Below are 23,198 nucleotides of genomic sequence, written 5' to 3' on the forward strand. Positions count from 1 at the left end.
TGGACCACGTCAGGGGGCGGAGGGACGATTCAGCGGCCCACTTCGGCCAGCTTGGCGCGCAGGAGCAGCACGGATTTGGTGTGGATCTGGCTGATCCGGCTCTCGGTGACACCGAGTACCTCGCCGATCTCCGCAAGGGTGAGACCCTCGTAGTAGTAGAGCGTCACCACGGTCTTCTCACGTTCGGGAAGCGCGTTGACGGCGCGGGCGAGCAGGCGGCGCAGTTCACGGTCCTCGGCCACCTCCACGGGGTTGTCGGCGGCGGTGTCCTCAAGGGTGTCCATGAGGCTGAGCCGGTTACCGCTCTCGCCGCCGACGTTGAGCAGCTCCTCCAGTGCGACGACGTTGGCCAGCGAGTGCTGGCTGAAGACGGCGTGCAGCTCTTCGACGGGGACGCCCATCTCGGCGGCGACCTCGCTCTCGGTCGGGGTGCGGCGCAGTGCGGCCTCAAGGGTGGCGTAGGAGCGCTCGACCGCGCGGAACTTCTGCCGGACCGAGCGGGGAATCCAGTCCAGTGCCCGCAGCTCGTCGATCATCGCACCGCGGATGCGGCTGATGGCGTAGGTCTCGAACTTGATGGACCTGTCGGGGTCGAATTTCTCGATCGCGTCGATCAGGCCGAAGACCCCGGAAGAGACGAAATCGGCCTGCTCGACGTTGGCGGGCAGGCCGACGCTGACGCGCCCGGCCACGTACTTGACCAGCGGCGAGTAGTGCAGGATCAGCTGCTCTCGCAGCCGTCCGTCCCCGGTGTCCTTGTAGGAGCGCCACAGCTGCTCCAGGGAGCTGGGAGCGGCGAGGTTCCCCCGCGCCTCGGCCGCGGCGCGCGGCGCCGTGACCGTGCGGGGGGTCCCGGAGGTGTGGTGGTGCATGCCTACCTGGAGCCGTTCTGCTGTGAGCGCGTGCCGGACGCGTGGCGATACGGGCGGGGAGCGGGGAGAGCGACAGGAGAAGGAGAACTTTGCGAGCGTAGCGTGATCACGCGAACGCGATGGGCGATGCGTGGCGGTTCTGGAATGCGCAGATACGTTCTTCGGTCCGCACCCGCGTGGTACGGCGCGCTCGCTCGCCGGTGTCGCGCCGCGTCTGCGGTATCCGCCATTCAGCCGCCATGGGTTCACCCTTTCACTCAGTCGCCCCAGGTCAAGCACCGTTTCATCGCCTGTTGGGGTGGCGTCGGCGCGCCGGTGTCAATTGCCAGCGCCCTCCTGTGCGGTGGACGTAGCCGAGGGAGCGCAGCTCGCCGAGCCGGGCGCTGGTCTGCTCCGGGGAGGTGCCAGAGGCCCGGGCGAGCCAGGCGATGGTGACCGCCTCCCGCGCTGGGAGGGCTTCCAGCACCCGGGCGGCGGCCGGGTGCAGCAGGTCACGCGGCAGTACCGGACCGGTGGGTTCGGGGGCGAGTTCTCCGATGGCCCCGATGAGCTCGATCACCTCGGCGGCGCTGGTCACCACGTGTGCTCCGCCGCGCAGCAGTCGGTGCACCCCGGAGGAGCAACTGGACGTCACGGCGCCTGGCACGCCCATCGTCTGGCGTCCCAGCTTCTCCGCCCAGCGGGCGGTGACCAGGGAGCCGCTGCGCAGTTGTGCCTCGACGACCACGGTGCCGCGGGTGAGGGCGGCGATGACCCGGTTGCGCAGCACGAACCGGGGGCGGGTGGGGTGTTCACCGGGTGCCAGCTCGGCGAGGAGCAGGCCCTGGCTCGCGATGCGGTCGATCAGGCGGCCGTTGCCCGGTGGGTAGGCGACGTCAACGCCGCAGGCGAGCACTCCGACGGTGGCCCCCGTGACGGCGAGGGCGCCCCGGTGTGCCGCGCCGTCCACCCCGTACGCGGCGCCGGAGACCACCGTCCAGCCGCGCTCGGCCAGGTCGGCGCCGAGGACGGAGGCGACGTGGGAGCCGTAGTCGGTGCAGGCCCGGGCACCGACGACGGCGACGGACCGCAGCGCCGCCAGCCGCAGGGACCCGGCGCCGCGCAGCCACAGGCCCACGGGGCGGGCGGCTTGGAGGTCATCGAGCTGGACCGGCCAGTCCCGGTCGCCTGGGCACACGAAGCGGCCGCCGAGTGCGGCGACGGTGGCCAGGTCGGCTTCGGGGCGGGCTGCGGCCGCTCGCAGCCGCAGCCCGGTCCAGCGCTGTGGGCTGACGCCGGGGAGCGGGGTGTCCGCTGCCAGGGCCCGCACGGTTTCCTCCGGGCCGTAGCGGGTGAGCCAGCCGCCGGCGGCTTCGTCCCCGGGTTCGAGCGTCCGGCTCAGCGCCACCCGCGCCAGTCGCTCGGCCGTGGCGGTGCCGCCGAAGGAGCACCCATCGTCCGCTCTGGCGGATGTTCCTTCGGTGGCTTCGCTGCCCGGTCCGGCCGGTGGTGCGCCGGTGGGCGTGGGCGTGGGCTGCGGTTCCGGGCCGCTCACCTGGTAGCTCCCGCCAGGGGGGTGCCACGGTGGACGCCGGTGCGCAGATGCAGAGCACAGTCGACGTCGCCGGCGGTGGGACGCGGGTGGCCGGCGAGGTCGGCGACGGTCCAGGCGACGCGCAGCACGCGGTCCAGGCCGCGGGCGGTGAGCAGACCGCGCTCCATGTCGGACTCGGCCCGCTGCAGGGCTCCGGGGGCGACCTGCCAGCGGGTGCGCAGTTCGTGCCCGGGGACTTCGCTGTTGGTGCGCCACGGCATGTCCGCGTACCGGGCGGCGGCGCGTTCGCGGGCGGCCAGTACCCGGGCGGCGACGGTAGCGGTGTTCTCGGGAGGCTCAGTGTTTCGCCCGACGGCCATGAGTTCGGCGCGGGCGACGGGCTCGACCGATACACGCAGGTCCACGCGGTCCAGCAGGGGGCCCGACAGGCGGGAGCGGTAGCGGCGGATGGCGGCCGGGCGGCACTCGCAGCCACCGGCGAGCGTGCCGTGGCGTCCGCAGGGGCAGGGGTTCGCGGCGAGGGTGAGCAGGATGCGGGCGGGCAGCCGGAGCATGCCCTGGGCGCGGGCAACGGTGATGTGTCCCGATTCCAGGGGTTGCCGCAGTGCGTCCAGCACGCGGGCGCTGCATTCAGCGGCTTCATCCAGGAAGAGCACGCCGTGGTGGGCGAGGGAGACGGCTCCGGGGCGGGGTTGGCCGGTGCCGCCGCCGACGAGGGCGGCCATGCTCGCGGAGTGGTGGGGTGCGCAGTACGGGGGTCGGTTGACCAGGGGCTGGCCGGGCGGCAGCACACCGGCGACGGAGTGCACGGCCGTCACCTCCAGGGACTCGGTGGGCGTGAGCTCGGGCAGCAGGCCGGGCAGTCGTTCGGCGAGCATGGTTTTCCCCGCTCCCGGCGGTCCCTTGAGGAACAGGTGGTGGCGTCCGGCTGCGGCGATCTCCAGGGCTCGGCGGGCGGCAGCCTGGCCGGCGACTTCGGCGAGGTCAACCGGGCGGGTGAGGGCGGGCGGACCGGTGCCGAGCCCGGCTCCGGGGACGGCGAGTCCGGCCAGCCCGAGGTCGGGCACGCCGTCTTCACGGGTCCCTTCTTCGTCGGGGACCGGTTCGTCGGCGAGGACGGCGATGAGCTGGCGCAGGCTGCGGACGCCCAGCACCGCCATGTCGGGCACCAGGCGGGCTTCGGAGACGGCCTGTTCGGGCACCACCACCTGGCGGTATCCGGCGTCGGCGGCGGCCAGCACGGCGGGCAGGACGCCGCGCACCGGACGCACGCGGCCGTCCAGGCCCAGTTCGCCGATCAGCATGACGCCGGCGAGGCGGCGCATGTCGATGCGTTCCGTGGCGCCCAGGACGGCACAGGCCACAGCCAGGTCGAACCCGGAGCCGCCCTTGGGTACGGCGGCGGGGCTCAGGCCCACGGTGAGTTTCATCTGCGGCCAGTCGACGCCGGAGTTCACCACGGCAGCGCGGACCCGGTCCCGGCTTTCCGACAGCGACTTGTCCGGCAGGCCGATCAGGGTGAACGTGGCGACGCCGGGTTCGAGGTCGGCCTGGACCTCCACGAGCACGCCTTCGACGCCGACCAGCGCGACGGAGCAGGTGCGGGCGAATCCCATGTCAGGCCACCCCCCGCACGTGCTGCACGAGGGGTGCGCCGCGCCGGGGCAGCAGCACGCCGACGACGTCGATCCGCACGCCCCCGGTGGGCGGCCTGCCGTAGCGCACCATCCAGCGCTCGCTGAGCCAGCGGGCGGCCAGGCGGCGCAGCCGGGCGGCCTTGCGCGGTGTCACGGCGGCCATCGGGTGTTCGTAGCGGCTCTCGCTGCGCGTCTTCACCTCGCAGATCACCAGCGCGTCGCCCTGCCGGGCCACGATGTCGATCTCTCCGTCCCGGCACCGCCAGTTGCGTTCCAGGACGGCCATTCCGGCCTCGCGCAGCCGGCGGGCCGCCAAGTCCTCCCCGTAGCGGCCGAGTGCTTCCCGTGCGTTCATCACGTCCACCTCCGCGCCCGACTCTCGCGGCTCGGGGAACAAGAAGTGGATCTTGGGGAGAAACCGTGGACAACCGCCTGGTTGTGGATAACCGGGCCACTCGGGTGGGTGACGGTGTGGTGCGTGTGGGTGGCGGGGTGCGGGTCAGCCGCTGAAGCCGGAGTCTTCGGGGAGGCTGAGGTCGCTCTTGTTGAGCTCCTCGATGTTCACGTCCTTGAAGGTGAGCACGCGTACCTGCTTGACGAAGCGGGCCGGACGGTACATGTCCCACACCCAGGCATCCGCCATGGACACCTCGAAGAACACCTCGCCCTGCACCGAGTGCACCTGCATCTCGTAGTCGTTGGTGAGGTAGAAGCGCCGCTCGGTCTCGATCACGTACTTGAACAGGCCGACGACGTCCCGGTACTCCCGGTAGAGCTTGAGCTCCATCTCGGTCTCGTACTTTTCGAGGTCCTCGGCGCTCATGGCGTGTTCCCCTTCAGCCGTGCGTTCCCCCATTGTGCGTCAGCGCCGCTGGCCCCGTCCGGCGCGCCGCGCGACGGGACCATAGGCGGCACCGCCCAGGATCAGCAGGGCACCCACGGCGACGGCCGCCAGCTGGAGCGGCAGCGGGCCGGGTTCGGAGACGCCGCCGGGCAGCTGGGCGAAGCCCGCGGGCCGCTGGATGAGCCCGGCTTGTTCCAGGGGCCAGGCCGTGGCGTCCACGCGGGCACGGACCGCCGAGCGCGGGACGGCGCCCTGGGTGTCACCGGCGAGGTGGTTGCGGGAGTCGACCGAGTTCCACCGGCTGTCGCCCAGGAGGAACAGCGAGCCCTTCGGCACCTGGGCGGTGAAGCCGGTGCCGGAGGCGGGGCCGGAGCCGGACAGGTACGGCTCGGGTACCGGCGTGCCGTTCACGGTGAGGCGGCCGTCGGCGTCGCAGCAGGCGACCGTGTCGCCCCCGACGCCGATGACGCGCTTGACCATCGGCAGGTCGCCCCACGTCGGGTCCTCGAAGACGACGACGTCCCCACGGCGCACCGCGTCACCATCGACGCGTTCGGCGAGCACGCGTTCACCGGCGGCGATCGTGGGCGCCATCGAGTCCGTCGGCACGGCGTACGGGCGGTAGAGGAGCGCGGCCCATACGAAGGCGCCGGCGAACAGCACGGAGCCGAGGGCCACGGCGACGGAGGACAGGACGCTGCCCGGGCTGTGGCGTGCGGCGGACCGGGCGGTGGCCTGCCTCCTCGTCGCCGTCGTGCTCAACCGGTGCTCCCTGGTCTGGTCCCGTCGCTGTGGTCCTGTCCCGGGGCGCACCCTACCGGCGGGAGGGCGCCGGGTCAGCCCCGCGGGCCCGCCGCCCGGCGCCACGGGAGGCCGCGCCGCAGGAGGCCGTACGGCGCCCGCGTGGCCGTCACCCTCCAGCGGACGGGCCCGCGCACAGCAGCATGGGCGGACGGCGGCACCAGCAAACCCGTCCGCGTGCGGAACGCCGCCGTACCCGGACAGCGCCGGGCGACCGCACGGGCCCGGGCTCAGGCGGCGTCGGACAGCCGTCGGCGGCGCCAGAGGGCGAAGGGGACGGTGCCCAGGAGGCCGAGGGCGGCCGGGGCGGCAGCGGCGAGCTGGTCGTAGGTCTCGGGGACCGCCAGGGTGCCCCACCGGTCAATGGGCCAGGCGATCACGACGGCGCGGCCGACGACGTCCTCGACGGGCACGGCACCGCCGCCGGGGCCGTTGGGGTGGTAGCGGGAGTCCTGGGAGTTCTGGCGGTGGTCGCCCAGCACCCACAGGTGGCCTTCGGGTACCTCCAGCGGCCCGAAGGGGCGGTCTCCGCACGGCGTGTTGCCGGGGTAGAGGTAGGCGGACTCGTCCAGCGGCTCACCGTTGACCGTGACCTGGCCGTCGCGGCGGCACTCGACGGTGTCGCCCTCCACGCCGACCACGCGCTTGATGAGGTTCTGCTGGTCGGCCGAGGGCATCAGGCCGACCCAGCTGAGGGCCTGCTGGAACGCGTTGGGCTCCGGCGGCGGGAAGTCGAGCCAGCCGCCGGGGTCGTTGAAGACGACGACCTCGCCGCGTTCGGGTTCGGCACCGAACCAGGGTGTCAGCTTGTCCACCAGCACCCGGTCGCCGCGCTGCAGGGTGTTCTGCATCGAGTCGGAGGGGATGGAGAACGCCTGCAACAGGAAGGTTTTGATCCCCAGGGCGAGGACCAGGGCGATGCCGATGAGCAGCGGCAGCTCCTTCCAGAAGGAACGCTGCTTGCCGCCGCGCGGGCGGGAGGCGCCACCCTCGCCGCCATCGCCCTCCCCGCCGCCGCCGTTCGCGAGATCCGTTCCCTCGTCGCCCCGGGCCTCAGGAATGCCGGGGTGCCCGGGGGGTCCTGCCGCCTGCGCGCCGGTGGCTCCCGCGCCGCGCTCGCTGGCCGGGTCCGCGGCCCGTTCGCCGTGCTGCTCGGGCCGCCTCTCCGGCTCGTCTCCACCGGACCCGGACCGGGCGCCGACCGCCACGTCCCCCACGCTCTCTCCTCACGCCGTACCGCCGCCCGCCCTTCGCCCAGAGCGAGCCTGCCACTCCGATAACGAGCGTGAGTTCCGCAGGGGTCGGGGCGGGCCGGAATTGTTCGGTCTGTTCGTCTGCCGCGGTGGCGTGCGCTACGGCGTTGGTCGCCGGAGCACCCGCCTCCGGTACTGAAGCGTACGTGTCCGGCTCGCCCAGGCGCGCCCAGTGCGACACGGGCCAGGCGATGACCACGGCCTCGCCCACCACCAGATCCTCCGGGATGGTGCCTTCTCCGGGGTCGTCGAGGTGGAAGCGGGAGTCGGCGGAGTTGGACCGGTGGTCGCCCATGACGAAGAGCCTGCCGGGGGGCACGCTCACGTCGAAGGTGATGTCGGACGGCTTGCTGTCGGGATGCAGGTAGGGCTCGTCAAGCGGGGTGCCGTTGACGGTGACCCGGCCGTCCGGGTCGCAGCAGACCACGCGGTCGCCGCCGACGCCGACGACGCGTTTGATCAAATCCTGCTCGTCCGCGGAGGGCAGCAGGCCGATGAACGTCAGCAGTTCCTTCCCCTGTTTGATGACCGGCGGGTCGTCCCCGAAGCCGGGCGCTTGCTCATCTTCCAGCCAGCCGCCCGGGTCCTCGAAGACGATCACGTCACCGCGGGCGGGCTCGGCGCCGAACCAGGGGGTGAGCTTGTCCACCAGCACCCGGTCGTCGATACGGATGGTCTGTTCCATGGAACCGGAGGGGATGACGAAGGCCTGGACGAGGAACGTCTTCAGCACCAGTGCGATGAGGAGGGCGACGCCGACTAGGAGGGGGATCTCCTTGGTGGCCGACAGCCGCCGGCGGCGGCGGACGCGGCGGGCGGCCCGGCGCCGGGCCGCCCGGCCCTCCCCCGCCAGCGCCCTGCCAGCCGGGCGGCTGTGCCCGGCCGGGCGGGTCGCTGAGCGGATGGCTGAGCGACCCGCCGAGCGCGGGCGGCCACGCCTACCCATGGCCGTTCCGCAGCACCGTCCAGCGAGCGGGCGGCCAGCCGGTCCACTCGACCCGGCCGATGACGTCCCCGGTGGCGACGGTGCCGCCGCCGGGGCTGCCCAGGTGGTCGCGGGAGTCGCTGGAGACGGCGCGGTGGTCGCCCATCACCCACAGCCTGCCCTCGGGCACGATGGTGTCGAAGTCGACGGACGAGGCGCGCTGGGCGCCGCCCTCGGGGTGCAGGTACTCCTCGGCCAGCGGCCTCCCGTTCACCTCGATCCTCCCCTGCTCGTCGCAGCAGGTGACCCGGTCTCCGCCGATGCCGACCACACGTTTGACGTAGTCGCTGCCCGGCGGGTCGGTCACCCCCAAGGCCGCCCCCGTGGTGCGCAGGAAGCGCGTGAGCGGATTCTCCCTCTTGCCCTGGGGGGCGAACGTACCTGTTCCGTCAAATACCACAACGTCTCCGCGCCGCGGTTCGTTGCCGAAACGGTAGGCGAGTTTGTTGACCAGCACCCGGTCCCCGGCGCGCAGTGTGTTCTCCATGGAGCCGCTGGCGACGACGTACGGCTGCACCACGAAGACGCTGACCAGAGCCAGGGCGATGACGACCGCGCCCGCCCACAGCGCCGTCCGCCGCCCGCGGGCCCGCAGGTAGCGGCCGGTGCGCAGTGCGGCGCGGCGGGCTGCCGTGGTGCGGGAGATGTCGGTCATGGGCCGCTTTCTGGAGGCTGCGAACAGGGGCGGAGCGCGGGGCTGCCGCTGAGCCTAACCGGCGGCAACGACACGGCGGCCGGGCCGCATCCGCGAGGGGATGGGCCCGGCCGCCGGGAACGCCTGGAAAACCAGTCAGCGCGAGGCTGGTCAGTTCTCGCGCTTCTCCTTGATCTTCGCCGCCTTGCCGCGCAGCTCGCGCAGGTAGTACAGCTTGGCGCGGCGCACCTGGCCGCGGGTGACGACGTCGATCTTCTCCACGATCGGGGTGTGCACCGGGAACGTCCGCTCCACGCCCACGCCGTAGCTCACCTTGCGGACCGTGAAGGTCTCGCGCAGGCCGGAGCCCTGGCGGCGGATGACCACGCCCTTGAACTGCTGGACCCGGGAGCGGTTGCCCTCGATGACGCGGACGTGGACGTCAACGGTGTCGCCCGGGCGGAACGCCGGGATGTCGCTGCGCAGCGACGCCGCGTCAACGCTGTCGAGAAGCTGGGACATATTCGTCTGCTTTCCTCGCCGGTGCCACAGGTCAACGGCGGAAATGGTGGTGGCTGGTTCGGGTGGCCCGGCGGGGCGGGCGTCGGTCCCCCTGTGGCAGGGTCGCCCGTCCGGCCGTGAGCCAGCCGCTCATTCTTCCACGCGCGGTGCGGCCCGCCCAAATCGGCCCTCGTCGGTCAGGGTCCAGCCCAGCTCGGCCAGGGTGCGCAGGTCGTGCTGGTCGAGGGTGGCCGGGTCGCAGCGCCGGATCAGGTCGGGGCGGTGGGCGGCGGTGCGGGCGAGCGCCTGGTCCCGGCGCCAGCGGGCGATCTTCCCGTGGTGGCCGCCGACGAGTACGCCGGGCACCGTGCGGTCGCGCCAGGCGGGCGGCTTGGTGTAGACGGGTCCTTCCAGCAGGTCGGCCATGGCACCGGCCGCGAAGGAGTCGTCGCGGTGGGACTCGGCGTTGCCGAGCACGCCGGGCAGCAGCCGGACGATGGCCTCGGCCATGACCAGCACCGGCGCCTCACCGCCGGCGAGGACATAGTCCCCGATGGACAGCTCGCGCACCTCGTACCGCGCGCTGTACTCCTCGATGACGCGGCGGTCGATGCCCTCGTACCGGGCCGGGGTGAACACCAGCCATGGCCGCGCGGACAGGTCGGCGGCCTGTTCCTGGGTGAAGGGGCGTCCGCTGGGGGTGGGCACGATGATGACCGGCGGCTGCGCCTGTCCGGCGTCCCGGCCCGCGTCGATCACCGCGTCCAGGGCCTCGCCCCACGGTTCGGGCTTCATCACCATGCCGGGGCCGCCGCCGTAGGGGGTGTCATCGACGGTGTGGTGCCGGTCGTGCGTCCAGGCACGCAGGTCGTGGACGCCGACATCGAGCTGGCCACGGGCGCGGGCCTTGCCGACGAGGGAGACGTTCAGCGGCTCCAGGTACTCGGGGAAGATCGTGATGACGTCGAGCCTCATCGCGCGCCGTTCCCGCCGCCCTCGCTGCCGCCGCCCTCGCTGCCGCCGTGGCCGTCGGTGCCCTGGTGGCCGCCCGTGTCGTCGCCCGCGGCGCGGCCCCCGGCGCCGGGCTGGCCCTCGGGCGCGGGTGCGCCCTCGTCGTCTTCCAGGTCGCCCAGGAGACCGGGTGGGGGGTCGATGACGGCCCGCTGCCCGGTCAGGTCGATCTCGGGGACGATCTCGGTGACGAACGGGATCAGCACCTCGCCGCCCTCGGGTCGCCCTACGACCAGGAGGTCCTGCGCGGGCAGGTGCGCGACCTCGCTGACGCGGCCGACGTGGGTGCCGTCGCGGGTGACGACGTCCAGGTCGATGAGCTGATGGTCGTAGAACTCCTCGGGGTCCTCGGGACGTTCGTCCGGGTCCACCTCGGCGACGAGCAGGGTGTTGCGCAGCGCCTCGGCGGCGGAGCGGTCGGCCACGCCCTCGAAGCGCAGCAGCAGGCGGCCGCTGTGTACCCGCCCGTGCTCGATGGTCAGCGGACCGGCGTGGGCGGGCTCGGTGGCCAGCACCGCGCCGGGTGCGAGCCGCAGTTCCGGCTCGTCGGTGCGCACCTCGACGGTAACCTCGCCCTTGATGCCGTGGGCGCGGCCGATCCGCGCGACTACCAGCTGCACGTGCTGTTTCCTTCGTTCCCCGGGTGGTGGTGGTCGGGTCCGGCGGTGACGGTCCGGTGGAGGTGGGGGCGATCGCACACGGGCCGGGAACGGCGAGGCCGTTCCCGGCCCGTGCCGGTGCTGTGTTGTCGCTCAGTGGACGGCGTCAACGTCGACCAGGTCGACGCGGATGCCGCGGCCACCGAGCGCCCCCACGACGGTGCGCAGGGAGCGGGCGGTGCGGCCGTTGCGGCCGATCACCTTGCCGAGGTCGTCGGGGTGAACCCGTACCTCCAGCACGCGCCCGCGGCGCAGGTTGCGCGAGGCCACCTGCACCTCGTCGGGATGCTCGACGATGCCCTTGACCAAGTGTTCGAGGGCCTCTTCCAGCATGCTCAGGCCCCGGTGGACTCGGCGGCCGGGGCCTCGGCCCCGGTCTCGGCACCCTTGTCGGCCTTCTTCGCCTTCGGGGTGATCGCCTCACCCTTGGGCTCGTCGCCGGACTCCTTGGCGGCGGCCTCGAACAGCGCCTTGCGGTCGGCCTTCGGCTCCGGGACCTTCATCGGCTCGGGGGCGGGCAGGCCCTTGAACTTCTGCCAGTCACCGGTGACCTTGAGGATCGCCATGACGGGCTCGGTCGGCTGCGCGCCGACACCCAGCCAGTACTGGACGCGGTCGCTGTCAACCTCGATGCGGGAGGGGTTCTGCACCGGGTGGTACAGACCGATCTCCTCGATGGCCCGGCCGTCCCGGCGGGTGCGGGAGTCGGCGACGATGATGCGGTAGTGAGGCGAACGGATCTTGCCCAGACGCTTCAGCTTGATCTTGACTGCCACGGGTGTGGTGTCTCCTGGTCTTGACGTGGTGGGCTCGACGCGGCGCCACGTGGGGTAGTGGGAGCGGGATGCCCGGTGGACGCGTCAGCCGCAGGAGAGAGGGTCCGCGCGGCTGCCGAGTTCAGCGGTCCATTCTGCCACACGCTGGCGAGGGCGGCGGACGCGGGAAGGCGCGCGGGGACAACCCGGTTTCGGAACCCGTGCACGAGCACACCGCCCGCCCGCCGGGCCTGGCCGGCGGGCGAGCGATGGCGTCGCTCGTGCGGGTGAAGGTGGGGGCGGTACGACGGGTGGCGGGGAAACGGCAGGCGAGGGGGGTCCGCCGTTTTCGGGTGCCTGCGCAGTCCGGCGTCAGCTCACGGCCATCACCTCGGGGATGCGGAACTGCTTGCCGCAGGCTCCGCACATGATCGGCGCCTGCGCGAGCACCGAGGGCACGACGCGGACGTTGCGCCCGCATGCGCAGACGGCCTTGACCCGCACCCCGCCGCCGGACGAGCCGTGGCGGGCGGCCGGGCCCCGGAAGGAATGGCCGGTGTCGGTGCGGGTGGCCGCCGAGTGGGCGCGAAGGGCACGCTGCAGCCGTTCGGCCGTGGCGCGGTAGCGCTTGCGCGCCTGCGGCGTCAGCGTGACGAGCGAGAAACCGCTGCTCGGATGCGGTTCCTCGGCATGCTCCAGGCCCATCTCCTCGGCGATCGTCAGGAAACGGCGGTTGTGGTAGCGGCCCGCGCGTGAGGTGTCCCGGATGCCACGCGCGGCGGCGACTCCGTGGACGGCCTCGTGGAGCAGGCGTTCGAAGGAGAGCTCCGCGCCGCAGGCGGACGAGGACTCCCCGATCAGCGATTCAGGCGCGGCCAGGTCTGGCAGCTCCGCGTGGTGGCGCTGGATGTCAGCCCACGCGGTTGCCAGCTCGGCGGCGAGAACTGGTGGTGTCGTGCTCACGTCGTGAACAACGAGCGGACCAGGCCGAGTGTTCCGATTCCGGGGCCATTCGAAATATTTTGCACGTACCAGTCAGTTCCGGCCCCGGCCCCCGCCCCGCCGGCCACCTGCGGAGACGGGCTCACCCGGAGGCCGCATCACGCGATACCACAGCGCCCGGGGGTGCGGGCACGTGCCCTGCCCGCACCCGCACGGAACCATGCCCCGGCTACCGGCGCACGGCAGTGCGTCAGTACGCGCGGCCGACGATCGCGAGGGTCCCCGGGGCGTCGTCGGACTCCGGCACCGAGCCGTCCTCGCCCACCAGGCAGCGTACGGTCACGGCCTGCTCGGCGAGCCTGGCCTCGCCCTGCGGACCGAGGTCGGCCCACGGCAGGCGGGCCCAGCCTCCGGAGGTGGCGGCCTCGGCGGCCTCCTCGATCGTGCGGACGTCGGCTGTCTTCGCCTCGCGCCGCTCGCGGGACTCCCGCAGCAGCTGCGCCTGGTCGTCCTCCAGCACCTTTGGCAGCAGTTCGGGCAGCGCCTCCAGCCGCACCGGCTCCTTGCCGCCGGGGATGCGGCGGGCGAGCATGGCGGTGCCGCTCTCCAGGTCGCGCGGGCCGATCTCGACGCGGACCGGGACGCCCTTGAGCTCCCAGTCCACGGCGCGGCGGCCGAAGGGGGTGTCGGTGCGGTCGTCAACCTCGACGCGCACGCCCGCCGCGGCCAGCTTGTCGCCGACCTCGCGGACCTTGGCCAGCACGGCGTCGTCGCCCTTGATGGCCAGCACCACGGCCTGCACATGCGCCAGCCGGGGCGGAACCCGCAGGCCGTTGTCGTCGCCGTGCGTCATGATCAGGCCGCCGACCATGCGGGTCGAGGTGCCCCAGGAGGTCTGCCACACCAGCTGGCGGTCGCCGTCCCGGGACAGGTACTGGGTGTCGAAGGCGCGGGCGAAGTTCTGGCCCAGCTCGTGGCTGGTGCCCATCTGCAGGGCTTTGCCGTCACGCATCATGGCTTCGAGCGTGAGCGTGTTGATCGCTCCGGCGAAGCGCTCCTTGGGCGTCTTCCGGCCCAGCACGACGTCGATGCCGAGGACGTTCGCCATGAAGTCGGCGTAGACCTCGCGGTGGATGCGGGCGGCGTAGTCGCGCGCGTCCTCGTAGGTGGCGTGCGCGGTGTGGCCCTCCTGCCACAGGAACTCACTCGTTCGGAGGAAAACGCGCGGACGCATCTCCCAGCGCACCACGTTCGCCCACTGATTGATCAGCAGCGGCAGGTCACGGTAGCTCTGCACCCACTTGGAGAAGTACTCGTTGATGATCGTCTCGGAGGTGGGCCGGACGACGACCGGCTCCTCCAGCTCCTTGCCGCCGCCGTGGGTGACCACCGCCAGCTCCGGGGCGAAGCCCTCGACGTGCTCGGCCTCCCGCGTCAGGTAGGACTGCGGGATGAACAGCGGAAAGTAGGCGTTCTGGGCGCCCGCGGCCTTGATCCGGGCGTCCATCTCCTGCTGCATGCGCTCCCAGAGCCCGTACCCGTACGGTCGCACGACCATGGTGCCGCGCACCGGCCCGTTGTCGGCCAGTTCGGCCTTGCTGATCAGGTCCTGGTACCAGCGCGGGAAGTCGTCCGCCTGGGGCGTGAGTACGGGAGCCTTTGCCATGGCGGGCATGTTACGGCGGCCCGGCGCCCAAGCGTGAATCGATACCCCCGCACCGCCTTGTCTCACCGCGCCGCGGGCGTCTTCTGGGCGCGGTGAGATCTGGTGCTTCCGTCTGCCTCCTCCACTGGACGCGGCGGGCAAGCGGTAGTTCCCTGGCGTGAGGAACGCGGCTCCGGCGGGGGCAGGAGCGGCCCACTCGGGGAGCGGGCTCAGCGCCCGGCAGGAACCACCCGGCACAGCCAGCAGCACCAGAAGCCGAAGACGGACGCGGACCGGATAGGGGCGCCTGTGATGACAGCTACGTTCATGCCTCAGCACCTTCCTCGCGCAGCCCGTGACTGGGCGGAGATCCAGGAGCGGATGCTCGTCCCGCTCTACGAGGCGGTCTACGACCGGCTGGAGGTGGGGGCGCACACCCGGCTGCTCGGCCTGAACTGCGGCTCCGGCCTGGCCCTGCTGCTGGCGGCGGGCCGTGGAGCCCAGGTGACGGGCGTGGACACCGATGCGGACCGCCTCGCCCTGGCGCGGGCCCGGCTGCTGGGCGAGCCGCAGCGGGGCGGGCGGCCCCACACCGTGCGGCTGGCGCACGGCGGCCCGACGGCCCTCGTACCGGACGCGGGGCGGGGCGGGCACGCCGGTCAGGCCGGGGGCGGGCCGTACAACCTGGTCACCGCGTTTGACGCGCGGCCCCGGGCGGCCACGCTGGCGGTCGCGGCCCGGCACGCGGAGCGGGGCAGTGCCGTCGTCCTGGCCGACTGGGGCCCGGCCGAGCGGTGCGCGGCCGCGCCGGCGCTGCGGGTGGCGGCCCGGCTGGCCCAGCCGCCGCACCACGGGGCGTGCTGGCAGCCGCGCGGGCGGGACGATCTGGAGAACCTGGCCCGGCAGGCCGGACTGCGGCCCGACGGCTCGGGCCGGGTGTCGTGCCCGTTCGGCTACGCGGACCTGGACAGCGCGGTGCGCGGGCTGCTGTCCACGGGCTTCTACGCGGCGGCGGTGCGGGCGACGGACGAGGTGCAGGTGCGCAAGGAGCTGAGCGAGGCGCTGTATCCGCACGTGCGGGCCGACGGCACGGTGTGGCTGCCGAACCTGTTCCGGTACGTGATCGCCCGCGTGTGAGGTGCGGGCGGGCGCCCGCACCTCAGGAGTGGAAACCCTGTTCCGCTTCTTTGCCGGAACCCGCCCCAAAGCGGCGTCGCCGTCCCTTCGGCCGCCACCGGACGGGCTACCGCTGAGCGGGGGCAGCCCGTCCGGTGCCCGGCGGTCTACTTCGGGGGCAGCAGGTCCTTGAACTCCTTCGGGAGTTCGAAGTCCTCCGGCGACTGCCCCGCGCCGGGGAGCCCAAAGGCGTTGGGGCCGTCGCCGTCGCCGTCGCGGCGTGCGGCGGCGGCCTGCTCCTCCTGGCGGCGCTTCATCGGGTTGCCGGACTGGCGCTTGCCCTTGGCCTTCTTGGGCTGCTTGCCCTTCTTCTTCGCACCGCCGCCCCCCATGCCCGGCATCCCCGGCATGCCGGGCATCCCCGGCATGCCGCCGCCCTGGGCCATCCGCGACATCATCTTGCGTGCCTCGAAGAACCGCTCGACCAGGGACTTCACCGCGCTGACGTCCACGCCGGAACCGCGGGCGATGCGGGCGCGGCGGGAGCCGTTGATGATCGTGGGGTCGTGGCGCTCGCCGGGCGTCATCGACTTGATGATGGCCGCCGTGCGGTCCACGTCGCGCTCGTCGAGGTTGTTGATCTGGTCCTTGATCTGGCCCATCCCCGGCATCATGCCGAGCAGCTTGGAGATGGAGCCCATCTTCCTGACCTGCTCCATCTGGGCCAGGAAGTCGTCGAGGGTGAACTCCTTGGGGCCCTTGGCCAGCTTGGCGGCCAGCTGCTCGGCCTCTTGCTGGCTGAAGGTCTGCTCGGCCTTCTCGATGAGGCTGAGGACGTCGCCCATGCCGAGGATGCGCGAGGCCATCCGGTCGGGGTGGAAGGCGTCGAAGTCGTCAACCTTCTCGCCGTTGGAGGCGAACATGATCTTGCGCCCGGTGACGTGGGCGATGGACAGCGCCGCACCACCGCGGGCGTCACCGTCGAGCTTGGACAGCACGACGCCGTCGAAGCCGACGCCGTCGCGGAACGCCTCGGCCGTGTGCACGGCGTCCTGACCGATCATCGCGTCCACGACGAAGAGCACCTCGTCGGGACGGACCGCGTCGCGGATGTCCGCGGCCTGCCGCATCATCTCCTGGTCGATGCCCAGGCGGCCGGCGGTGTCGACGATGACGACATCGTGCTGCTTGGTCTTGGCGTACTCGATCGAGTCCTTGGCCACCCGCACCGGGTCGCCGACGCCGTTGCCCGGCTCCGGGGCGTAGATGCCGACGCCGGCGCGCTCGGCGACGACGGTGAGCTGGCCGACGGCGTTGGGGCGCTGGAGGTCACAGGCCACCAGCAGTGGCGTATGGCCCTTGCCCTGAAGCCACCGGCCGAGCTTGCCGGCGAGCGTCGTCTTGCCGGCGCCCTGGAGACCGGCGAGCATGATCACCGTGGGCGGGTGCTTGGCGAAGCGCAGCTGCCGGGTCTGGCCGCCGAGGATGCCCACCAGCTCGTCGTTGACGATCTTGATGACCTGCTGGGCGGGGTTCAGCGCCTTGGAGACCTCGGCGCCCTGCGCCCGCTCCTTGACCTGCTTGATGAACGCCCGCACGACGGGCAGCGCGACGTCGGCCTCCAGCAGGGCGATGCGGATTTCGCGCGCCGTGGCGTCGATGTCCGCCTCGCTCAGGCGGCCCTTGCCCCTGAGGTTCTTGAAGGTTGCTGCGAGGCGATCGGAGAGAGTGTCGAACACAGCGGTCGCGAATCCTCACGTACATCGGTGCCGGCGGTCGGGACGTACCGCGGTGTCCTGGCTGGGGCGGTGCCCAGCCCGGGCGTCGCGGCACGCACCGACCAAGGGTATCCGTACGCCGGGGGTGGCGGTCAGCCGCCCAGTGCGTGCTGGAGCGCGCGGGCCAGCCCGGCGGCGTCCGGACCGGGCAGCGGCGTGCCGTCGGAGGCGGTGACGTAGAAGGCGTCGACGGCGTTGGCGCCCAGCGTGCTGACGTGCGCGCTGCGCACGGTGACGCCCGCCTCCTCCAGCCCACGGCCGATGCGGTGCAGCAGGCCGGAGGCGTCCTGGGCGCGCACCTCGATGACCGTCGCCCGCTGCGAGCCGTCCGGGGCGACGGTGACGCGGGGCGGCGGCGCCGGGGCGGCACGCCGCCTGCCACGGTACGCCTTCTCGCGCTCGGCCAGCTTGGCGGCCACGTCCAAGGTGCCCTCCAGCGCGCGCCGCAGGTCAGCTCGCAGCCGGTCGGGGTGGGGCAGGGAGCCGTACTCGGCCGCGACGCGCCAGCGCAGCAGCAGCACCGGCCCGGCGCCTGCGGGATCGGCGGCGGTGAGGTCCGCGGAGCGCACGGTCAGCCGGTGCAGCGCCAGCACCCCGGCGGCGGCCGACAGGGCCCGGGGGTGTTCCGGCAGCGCGACCAGCAGCTCGACGCCGATGGGCGCACCGCCCTCCGCTCCGGGGCCAGCGGGCCCCTCCGGCCGCGCGTGCAGGGCGAGCACCGGACCCTGGGTGCGGGACGCCTCCACCGCCAGCCGTTCGGCGTCCGCGTCCAGCTCGGCGGGCGCGTCGCGGGACGGCGGCGGGAGCGTGCCGCCGGTGAGGGCGGCGGCGGTGCGCCGGGTGAGGTCGGTGACCAGCCGGTCACGCCAGGCGGACCAGGCGGCGGGCCCGGTGGCGCGGGCGTCGGCCTCGGTCAGGGCGTGCAGCAGCTCCAGTGTGCGCGGGTCACCGAGGGCCTGGGCGACGGCGGTGACGGTGGCCGGGTCGTCCAGGTCGCGGCGGGTGGCGGTGTCGATCAGCAGCAGGTGGTGGCGGACGAGCGCGCCGAGCACGGCGGCGTCCTTGGGGTCGAAGCCGATGCGGGCGGCCATGTCGCGCGCGATGGTCTCCCCCACGATCGAGTGGTCGCCCGGCCAGCCCTTGCCGATGTCGTGCAGGAGCGCGCCGACCAGCAGCAGGTCGGGCCGCTGCACGCGCCGGGTGAGCGCGGCGGCTTGTACGGCCGCCTCGATCAGGTGCCGGTCCACCGTCCAGCGGTGCACGGCGTTGCGCTGCGGGCGGCAGCGCACCCGCTCCCAGTCGGGCAGCAGCGCGGTGACCAGGCCCTCGGCCTCCAGCGCCTCCCACACCGGCACCATGGGCGGACCGGCCCCGAGCAGGGTGACCAGCAGTTCGCGGGCCTCGGCGGGCCAGGGCACCGGCAGCGGCGCGGCGTCCCGGGCGAGGCGGCGTGCGGTGGCGAGCGCGAGGGGCAGCCCGGCCTGGGCGGCCGCGGCCGCCGCGCGCAGCACCAGGCACGGGTCGCGGTCGGGGCGGGCGGTGCGGGCGAGTACCACCTCGCCGTCCTGCTCGACCACGCCCTCGGCGAGCGGGGTGCGCGACGCTGCGCCCCGGGGGGTGCGGGCGCCGACCAGTGCGCGCAGGCGGTGCCCGGCGGTGCGGGCGCGCAGGACGCGGTGCACCTCGCGCCAGGTGACGTCCTGGGCGTAGGTGAGGGTGCGGGCGGCTTCGTAGACCTGGCGCAGCACGGCGTCCGCGCCGTGCATGCCGAGTTCGACGGCTACCTGGTCCTGGTCGTGCAGGACGAGCCGGTCGGTGGCGCGGCCGGTGCTCAGGTGCAGGGCGTCGCGCACGTCCAGCAGGGTGGCGCGGGCGGCGGACAGGCCCTCGCGGGGGGCGTCGGCCAGCCAGGAGGCGGCCACGGCGCGCAGGGCGGTGGCGTCGCGCAGGCCGCCGCGGGCCTCTTTGAGGTCGGGTTCGAGCAGGTATTGCAGTTCGCCGTGCCGCTCGGCGCGCTCCTGGCCCAGTTCGCGCAGTTCGGGCAGCCGGCGCGGGGCGTGGGCGCGCCACTGGCCGAGCAGTTCGGTGCGCAGGACGGCGGTGAGCGCGGCGTCCCCGGCGAGGTGGCGGGCGTCCAGCAGGCCGAGCTGCACCTTGAGGTCGTCCGCGGCGGTCTTGCGGGCCTCGGCCGGGGTGCGGACGGAGTGGTCCAGGGCCAGGCCCTGGTCCCATACGGGGTACCAGATGCCGTCGGCGAGTTTGGCGAGGTCGGCCGGGTCCAGGGTGCCGTCGTGCAGGAGCAGCACGTCCAGGTCGCTGCGCGGGGACAGCTCGCGGCGTCCGTATCCGCCGACGGCGACGAGCGCGATACCGGCGGGCGGGTGGCCGGGGGTGGCCTGGGCGAGCAGGTGGGTGAGCCAGGTGTCGGTGAGCGTGGCCAGCGCCGTGCGGCGTGCCGGGCCCGGCTCGGCGCCCCGCAGCAGCCGCAGCCGGGAGGCGGCGTAGCCCTCGTCGGAGGTGGTCTCGCCCTGCACGCTCATGCCTGCGTTCCCGTCGTTGGTGTTCGTGCCCTGCTGGGTCCTTGCGTCACCTGCCGTGGCGGCGGGAGCTTCTCCCGCCGCCACGGCGCCCCCGCCCCGGGGCCTCAGAGCGCGTCGGGGCCGCGCTCGCCGGTGCGGACGCGCACGGCCTCCTCGACCGGGACCGTCCACACCTTGCCGTCGCCGATCTTTCCGGTGCGCGACGCCTTGACGACGATTTCCACCAGCTGCTCGGCATCGTCGTCGTCGACCAGCACCTCGATGCGGATCTTCGGCACCAGGTCCACGGTGTACTCCGCGCCCCGGTAGACCTCGGTGTGGCCGCGCTGCCGCCCGTAGCCGCTGGCCTCGGTGACCGTCAGGCCGTGCACACCGAACGCCTGCAGGGCGTCCTTGACCTCGTCCAGCCGGTGGGGCTTGATGACGGCGGTGATCAGCTTCATGCGTCAACCTTCTTGCTCTCGGTGGCGGTGGTGGCGGACGGGGCGGCGGCCGTCGCCGGGGCGGCCGTGGCGCGGGCGGAGGAGGTGCCGACCTGGCTGAAGTCGTACGCCGTCTCCGCGTGGAACGCCTGGTCCACACCGGCGATCTCGTCGTCCTCGCTGGCGCGCAGCCCCATCGTGACGTCCACCAGCTTGGCGAGCACCCAGGTGACCACGAAGGTGAACGCCATCACCGCGAACGCGCCCAGCGCCTGCTTGCCGAACTGGGTCAGGCCAGCGCCCTCGGTGGCCAGGAAGCCGACCATCAGGGTGCCGATGAGCCCGCCGACGAGGTGGACGCCGACGACGTCGAGGGAGTCGTCGTAGCCCAGCTTGAATTTCCAGCTCACCGCCCAGGAGCAGGCCACACCGGCGACGAGACCGATCGCGATGGCGCCGAGGGCGTTGACGGACGCCCCGGCCGGGGTGATGGCGACCAGACCGGCGATGGCGCCGGAGGCCGCGCCCAGCGTGGTGAACGCGCCGTGCTTGATCCGCTCGTACAGCAGCCAGCCGAGGATCGCGGTGGCCGTGGCGACCTGGGTGTTGAGCGCCATGTTCGCGGCCGTGCCGTCGGCGGCGAGCGCCGAGCCGGCGTTGAAGCCGAACCAGCCGAACCACAGCAGCGCGGCACCGAGCAGCACCAGCGGCAGGCTGTGCGGACGCATCGGCTCCTTGCGGAACCCGATCCGCTTGCCGACGACCAGGACGGCGGCCAGCGCGCCGATGCCGGCGTTGATGTGGACGGCGGTGCCGCCGGCGAAGTCGATGACGCCCATGTCGAACAGCCAGCCGCCCTCGGCCCACACCCAGTGCGCGACCGGGAAGTAGACGACGCTGACCCACACCGTGATGAACACCGCCCAGGCGCTGAACTTCACCCGGTCGGCGAGCGCACCGCTCATCAGGGCCGGGGTGATGACGGCGAACATCATCTGGAACAGGACGAAGGCGAACACGGGGATGCCCTCGTCACCGCCGGTCAGGGTGTCAACGCCGATGCCGGAGAGGCCGACGTGTTCCAGGCTGCCGATCAGTCCGGCGGTGTCGCTGCCGAAGGCCAGTGAGTAGCCGAACAGGACGTACAGCACGCTGACGATGCCGAGCGCGATGAAGCTCATCATGAGCATGTTGAGTGCGCTCTTGACCCGGACCATGCCACCGTAGAAGAACGCCAGTCCTGGGGTCATCAACATGACCAGCGCTGCGCTGATCAGGACGAATGCGGTATCCGCGCCGTTCAATGTGGACGTCTCCTCGTTTCACGACCCGTGGGGGCGGATCTGGGGCTGGGGATGCGCACCAGGCTCCAAAAGCCCCGTTTCCGGTGATGCCCCGCGTTGTTTCGGGGCCGTGACGAGTGCGTCCGGTGTGTTACGCGCGGATGAACGGCCGGGCGGCACGGTGCGCGGCCGTGCCCTGCTGGGCGGTGGCCCGGCGGCCTCGGGTGCCCCGCGTTCGTCACCAATCCGCGCGCCGCGCGCGGTCCGGGCGCATTCCGGGTCTCCGGGCCCCCCTCGCCGCCCCGGTCAGACGGCGGTGGCCTCCGCGGCGGGCAGCTCGTAGGGCAGGCGGTCGGCGAGGGCGACCACCTCGGCGACGTCCCCGTACTCCCGGTGCGCGCTGGCGACGGTCTTGCGGATGCGCGTGTTCACCCGCTCCGAGCGCAGCCGCTTGGCGACGTCGATCGCACGCCCGGCGCAGTCCGCGCACTGCTCCGGCTCCTGCCGCAGCAGGTGCACGGTGGCCAGGCCGACGAGGTTCAGCGCGTAGCTGCGGTGGTGACCCTGCTCGCCGCGGCACTCCTCGCCGAACAGCCGGACCGCCGTCTCCATCGGCTCCTGGGCGAGGCTGGCGTAGGTGTGGCTGCGTCCGGCGACATAGGCCAGGTCCCGGTAGGAGTGCGCGTTCTCCGCGTTCAGTTCGGCCTCGGAGAAGAAGGAGATCCAGTCCGGGTCGGCGTCGTGGGCCGGGTCGATCTCGCCGAAGCTCTCGGCGGCGAGCTTCACCGCGCGGTGGCACTGCTTGGGCTGGCCCAGGTTGGCGTAAGCGCGCGCCTCCATGGCGAAGAGCATCGCCTGGGTGCGTGGCGTGGCGCCGTCACGGCTGCCGTACTGCGCGAGGTGCAGCAGTTCCAGCGCGTCGTCCGGGCGGCCGAGGTGGATCATCTGGCGGGCCATCTGGGACAGCACGTACGAGCCGAAGGGGCGGTCCCCGGCCTCCTTGGCGGCGTGCAGGGCGAGGATGAAGTACTTCTGGGCGGTGGGCTGGATGCCGACGTCGTAGCTCATCCACCCCGCCAGCTCCGACAGCTGCGCGGTGACGGAGAACAGGCGGCGGCGCACGTCGGGCGCGGGCGTCTCCTGGAGCAGGTCGGTGACCTCGTGCAGCTGCCCGACGACCGCCTTGCGCCGCAGGCCGCCACCGCACTGGGCGTCCCAGGCGCGGAACATCTCGGTGGTGTCCTCCAGCAGCCGCAGCTCCGGCGCGGACAGGCCCGGCGGGCGCCGCTCACCGCCGCGGCCGGGCAGGGCAGCGAGCACCCCGGACGCCCCCGGGCCACCCGGGGTGGGCACCAGCCAGCGCTGCATGGGCTCGATGAGCGCTGGCCCGGCGGACACGGCCAGCGAGGTGCCCAGGTAGCCGCGGCGCCCCAGCATCAGGTCGCTGCGGGAGAACTCGCTGATCAGTGCGACCGTCTGCGGCCCGGCCCACGGCAGGTCAACGCCCGAGGTCCCCGCCGTGGGCCGGGCCTGGCGCAGGCCCAAGTCCTCCACGGCGACGACACAGCCGAAGCGGCCGGAGAACAGCTCCGAGAGAATGCGCGGGATCGGCTCGCGGGGCTGCTCCCCGTCCAGCCAGCGCCGCACCCGGGAGGTGTCGGTGCTCACGTGGTGCGCGCCCATCTCCCGCGCCCGGCGGTTCACCTGGCGGGCCAGCTCTCCCTTCGACCAGCCGCTGCGCGCGAACCACGAGCCCAGTTGCTCGTTCGGGCGCTTGTCGGCGGTACCGCCACTGCTTCCGTTGCCGCCCACCTGAGGCCCCCTGTTTCTCGTACGCGACGCCGAGTCATGCCCCCGTCATACGCGGCGCCGCTGGTCCGCACGCTGCCGTGTGCACCGAAAGTAATGCGGTGATCACGAGCACGGCGAGGCTCTTCGCGAAATCGCCACCATTCGCCACCCCTTCGCCAGAAGCTACCGGCGCCG

The 23,198-nt window shown here is 73.0% G+C and carries 21 protein-coding genes and 1 pseudogene; 1 reads left to right on the forward strand and 21 read right to left on the reverse strand.

Features of this window, described 5'->3' with window-relative positions; genetic code table 11:
- Window positions 1-29: 29 nt before the first annotated feature.
- From whiG to proS, 16 genes and pseudogenes are all read right to left on the reverse strand, one after another.
- Entirely contained in the window at window positions 30-872 is an 843-nt protein-coding gene (gene whiG / locus JJV70_RS03875; RefSeq protein ID WP_219046257.1) for an RNA polymerase sigma factor WhiG, read from the reverse strand.
- A gap of 283 nt (window positions 873-1,155) precedes the next feature.
- On the reverse strand, window positions 1,156-2,406 hold the full coding sequence (gene dprA / locus JJV70_RS03880; RefSeq protein WP_219046258.1) for a DNA-processing protein DprA: 1,251 nt from the start codon (window positions 2,404-2,406) through the stop codon (window positions 1,156-1,158).
- Complete coding sequence (locus JJV70_RS03885) at window positions 2,403-4,022, reverse strand: YifB family Mg chelatase-like AAA ATPase (RefSeq protein WP_219046259.1); 1,620 nt, start codon at window positions 4,020-4,022, stop codon at window positions 2,403-2,405. The genes dprA and JJV70_RS03885 overlap by 4 nt, the downstream gene beginning before the upstream one ends.
- Window position 4,023: 1 nt before the next feature.
- Window positions 4,024-4,398: a YraN family protein gene (locus JJV70_RS03890; protein ID WP_219046260.1), complete on the reverse strand. Its 375-nt coding sequence runs from the start codon at window positions 4,396-4,398 to the stop codon at window positions 4,024-4,026.
- Window positions 4,399-4,542: 144 nt separating this feature from the next.
- The gene (locus JJV70_RS03895; protein WP_219046261.1) at window positions 4,543-4,866 is read right to left on the reverse strand and encodes a DUF2469 domain-containing protein; all 324 of its coding nucleotides are present in this window, start codon (window positions 4,864-4,866) and stop codon (window positions 4,543-4,545) included.
- Between the two features lie 39 nt (window positions 4,867-4,905).
- Window positions 4,906-5,649, reverse strand: a complete 744-nt coding sequence (gene lepB / locus JJV70_RS03900) for a signal peptidase I (RefSeq protein ID WP_219046262.1) — start codon at window positions 5,647-5,649, stop codon at window positions 4,906-4,908.
- Between the two features lie 269 nt (window positions 5,650-5,918).
- On the reverse strand, window positions 5,919-6,896 hold the full coding sequence (lepB, locus tag JJV70_RS03905; RefSeq protein WP_308294673.1) for a signal peptidase I: 978 nt from the start codon (window positions 6,894-6,896) through the stop codon (window positions 5,919-5,921).
- A gap of 283 nt (window positions 6,897-7,179) precedes the next feature.
- Window positions 7,180-7,887: pseudogene (gene lepB / locus JJV70_RS03910) on the reverse strand (signal peptidase I); the annotation flags it as partial.
- On the reverse strand, window positions 7,880-8,581 hold the full coding sequence (gene lepB / locus JJV70_RS03915; RefSeq protein WP_219046264.1) for a signal peptidase I: 702 nt from the start codon (window positions 8,579-8,581) through the stop codon (window positions 7,880-7,882). The pseudogene lepB (JJV70_RS03910) and the gene lepB (JJV70_RS03915), both read right to left, overlap by 8 nt.
- Before the next feature lie 150 nt (window positions 8,582-8,731).
- Window positions 8,732-9,082 (reverse strand): 50S ribosomal protein L19, encoded by a 351-nt coding sequence (gene rplS, locus JJV70_RS03920; protein WP_219046265.1) that lies wholly within the window; start codon window positions 9,080-9,082, stop codon window positions 8,732-8,734.
- A 129-nt stretch (window positions 9,083-9,211) separates the two neighbouring features.
- Entirely contained in the window at window positions 9,212-10,036 is an 825-nt protein-coding gene (gene trmD, locus JJV70_RS03925; RefSeq protein WP_219046266.1) for a tRNA (guanosine(37)-N1)-methyltransferase TrmD, read from the reverse strand.
- Window positions 10,033-10,692, reverse strand: a complete 660-nt coding sequence (gene rimM, locus JJV70_RS03930; protein ID WP_219046267.1) for a ribosome maturation factor RimM — start codon at window positions 10,690-10,692, stop codon at window positions 10,033-10,035. The genes trmD and rimM overlap by 4 nt, the downstream gene beginning before the upstream one ends.
- A 132-nt stretch (window positions 10,693-10,824) precedes the next feature.
- Window positions 10,825-11,064, reverse strand: coding sequence for an RNA-binding protein (locus tag JJV70_RS03935; RefSeq protein ID WP_219046268.1), 240 nt, complete (start codon window positions 11,062-11,064; stop codon window positions 10,825-10,827).
- Between the two features lie 2 nt (window positions 11,065-11,066).
- Complete coding sequence (gene rpsP, locus JJV70_RS03940; RefSeq protein ID WP_219046269.1) at window positions 11,067-11,507, reverse strand: 30S ribosomal protein S16; 441 nt, start codon at window positions 11,505-11,507, stop codon at window positions 11,067-11,069.
- A gap of 351 nt (window positions 11,508-11,858) precedes the next feature.
- Window positions 11,859-12,449: a hypothetical protein gene (locus JJV70_RS03945; protein ID WP_219046270.1), complete on the reverse strand. Its 591-nt coding sequence runs from the start codon at window positions 12,447-12,449 to the stop codon at window positions 11,859-11,861.
- A gap of 229 nt (window positions 12,450-12,678) precedes the next feature.
- Window positions 12,679-14,094 (reverse strand): proline--tRNA ligase, encoded by a 1,416-nt coding sequence (proS, locus tag JJV70_RS03950; protein ID WP_219046271.1) that lies wholly within the window; start codon window positions 14,092-14,094, stop codon window positions 12,679-12,681.
- Window positions 14,095-14,385: 291 nt separating this feature from the next.
- Between proS and JJV70_RS03955 the strand changes: the two genes are divergently transcribed.
- Complete coding sequence (locus JJV70_RS03955) at window positions 14,386-15,210, forward strand: SAM-dependent methyltransferase (protein WP_219046272.1); 825 nt, start codon at window positions 14,386-14,388, stop codon at window positions 15,208-15,210.
- A 146-nt stretch (window positions 15,211-15,356) separates the two neighbouring features.
- On the opposite strand, the gene ffh is transcribed toward JJV70_RS03955, so the two are convergent.
- The 5 genes from ffh to JJV70_RS03980 all read right to left on the reverse strand — a co-directional run bounded on the left by ffh (window position 15,357) and on the right by JJV70_RS03980 (window position 23,024).
- Window positions 15,357-16,928 carry a signal recognition particle protein gene (ffh, locus tag JJV70_RS03960; RefSeq protein WP_219046273.1) on the reverse strand — a complete coding sequence of 524 codons (1,572 nt, stop codon included), beginning with the start codon at window positions 16,926-16,928 and terminating at the stop codon, window positions 15,357-15,359.
- A 131-nt stretch (window positions 16,929-17,059) separates the two neighbouring features.
- Window positions 17,060-19,507 carry a [protein-PII] uridylyltransferase gene (locus JJV70_RS03965; RefSeq protein ID WP_219046274.1) on the reverse strand — a complete coding sequence of 816 codons (2,448 nt, stop codon included), beginning with the start codon at window positions 19,505-19,507 and terminating at the stop codon, window positions 17,060-17,062.
- A 104-nt stretch (window positions 19,508-19,611) separates the two neighbouring features.
- Window positions 19,612-19,950, reverse strand: coding sequence for a P-II family nitrogen regulator (locus JJV70_RS03970; protein WP_219046275.1), 339 nt, complete (start codon window positions 19,948-19,950; stop codon window positions 19,612-19,614).
- Complete coding sequence (locus tag JJV70_RS03975) at window positions 19,947-21,233, reverse strand: ammonium transporter (RefSeq protein ID WP_219046276.1); 1,287 nt, start codon at window positions 21,231-21,233, stop codon at window positions 19,947-19,949. Before JJV70_RS03975 ends, JJV70_RS03970 begins: the two co-directional genes overlap by 4 nt.
- A 285-nt stretch (window positions 21,234-21,518) precedes the next feature.
- Window positions 21,519-23,024, reverse strand: coding sequence for a hypothetical protein (locus JJV70_RS03980; protein WP_219046277.1), 1,506 nt, complete (start codon window positions 23,022-23,024; stop codon window positions 21,519-21,521).
- Window positions 23,025-23,198: the final 174 nt, after the last annotated feature.

The organism is Streptomyces sp. JJ66 (genome assembly GCF_019303495.1).
In the GTDB taxonomy this organism is placed as follows: Bacteria; Actinomycetota; Actinomycetes; order Streptomycetales; family Streptomycetaceae; genus Streptomyces.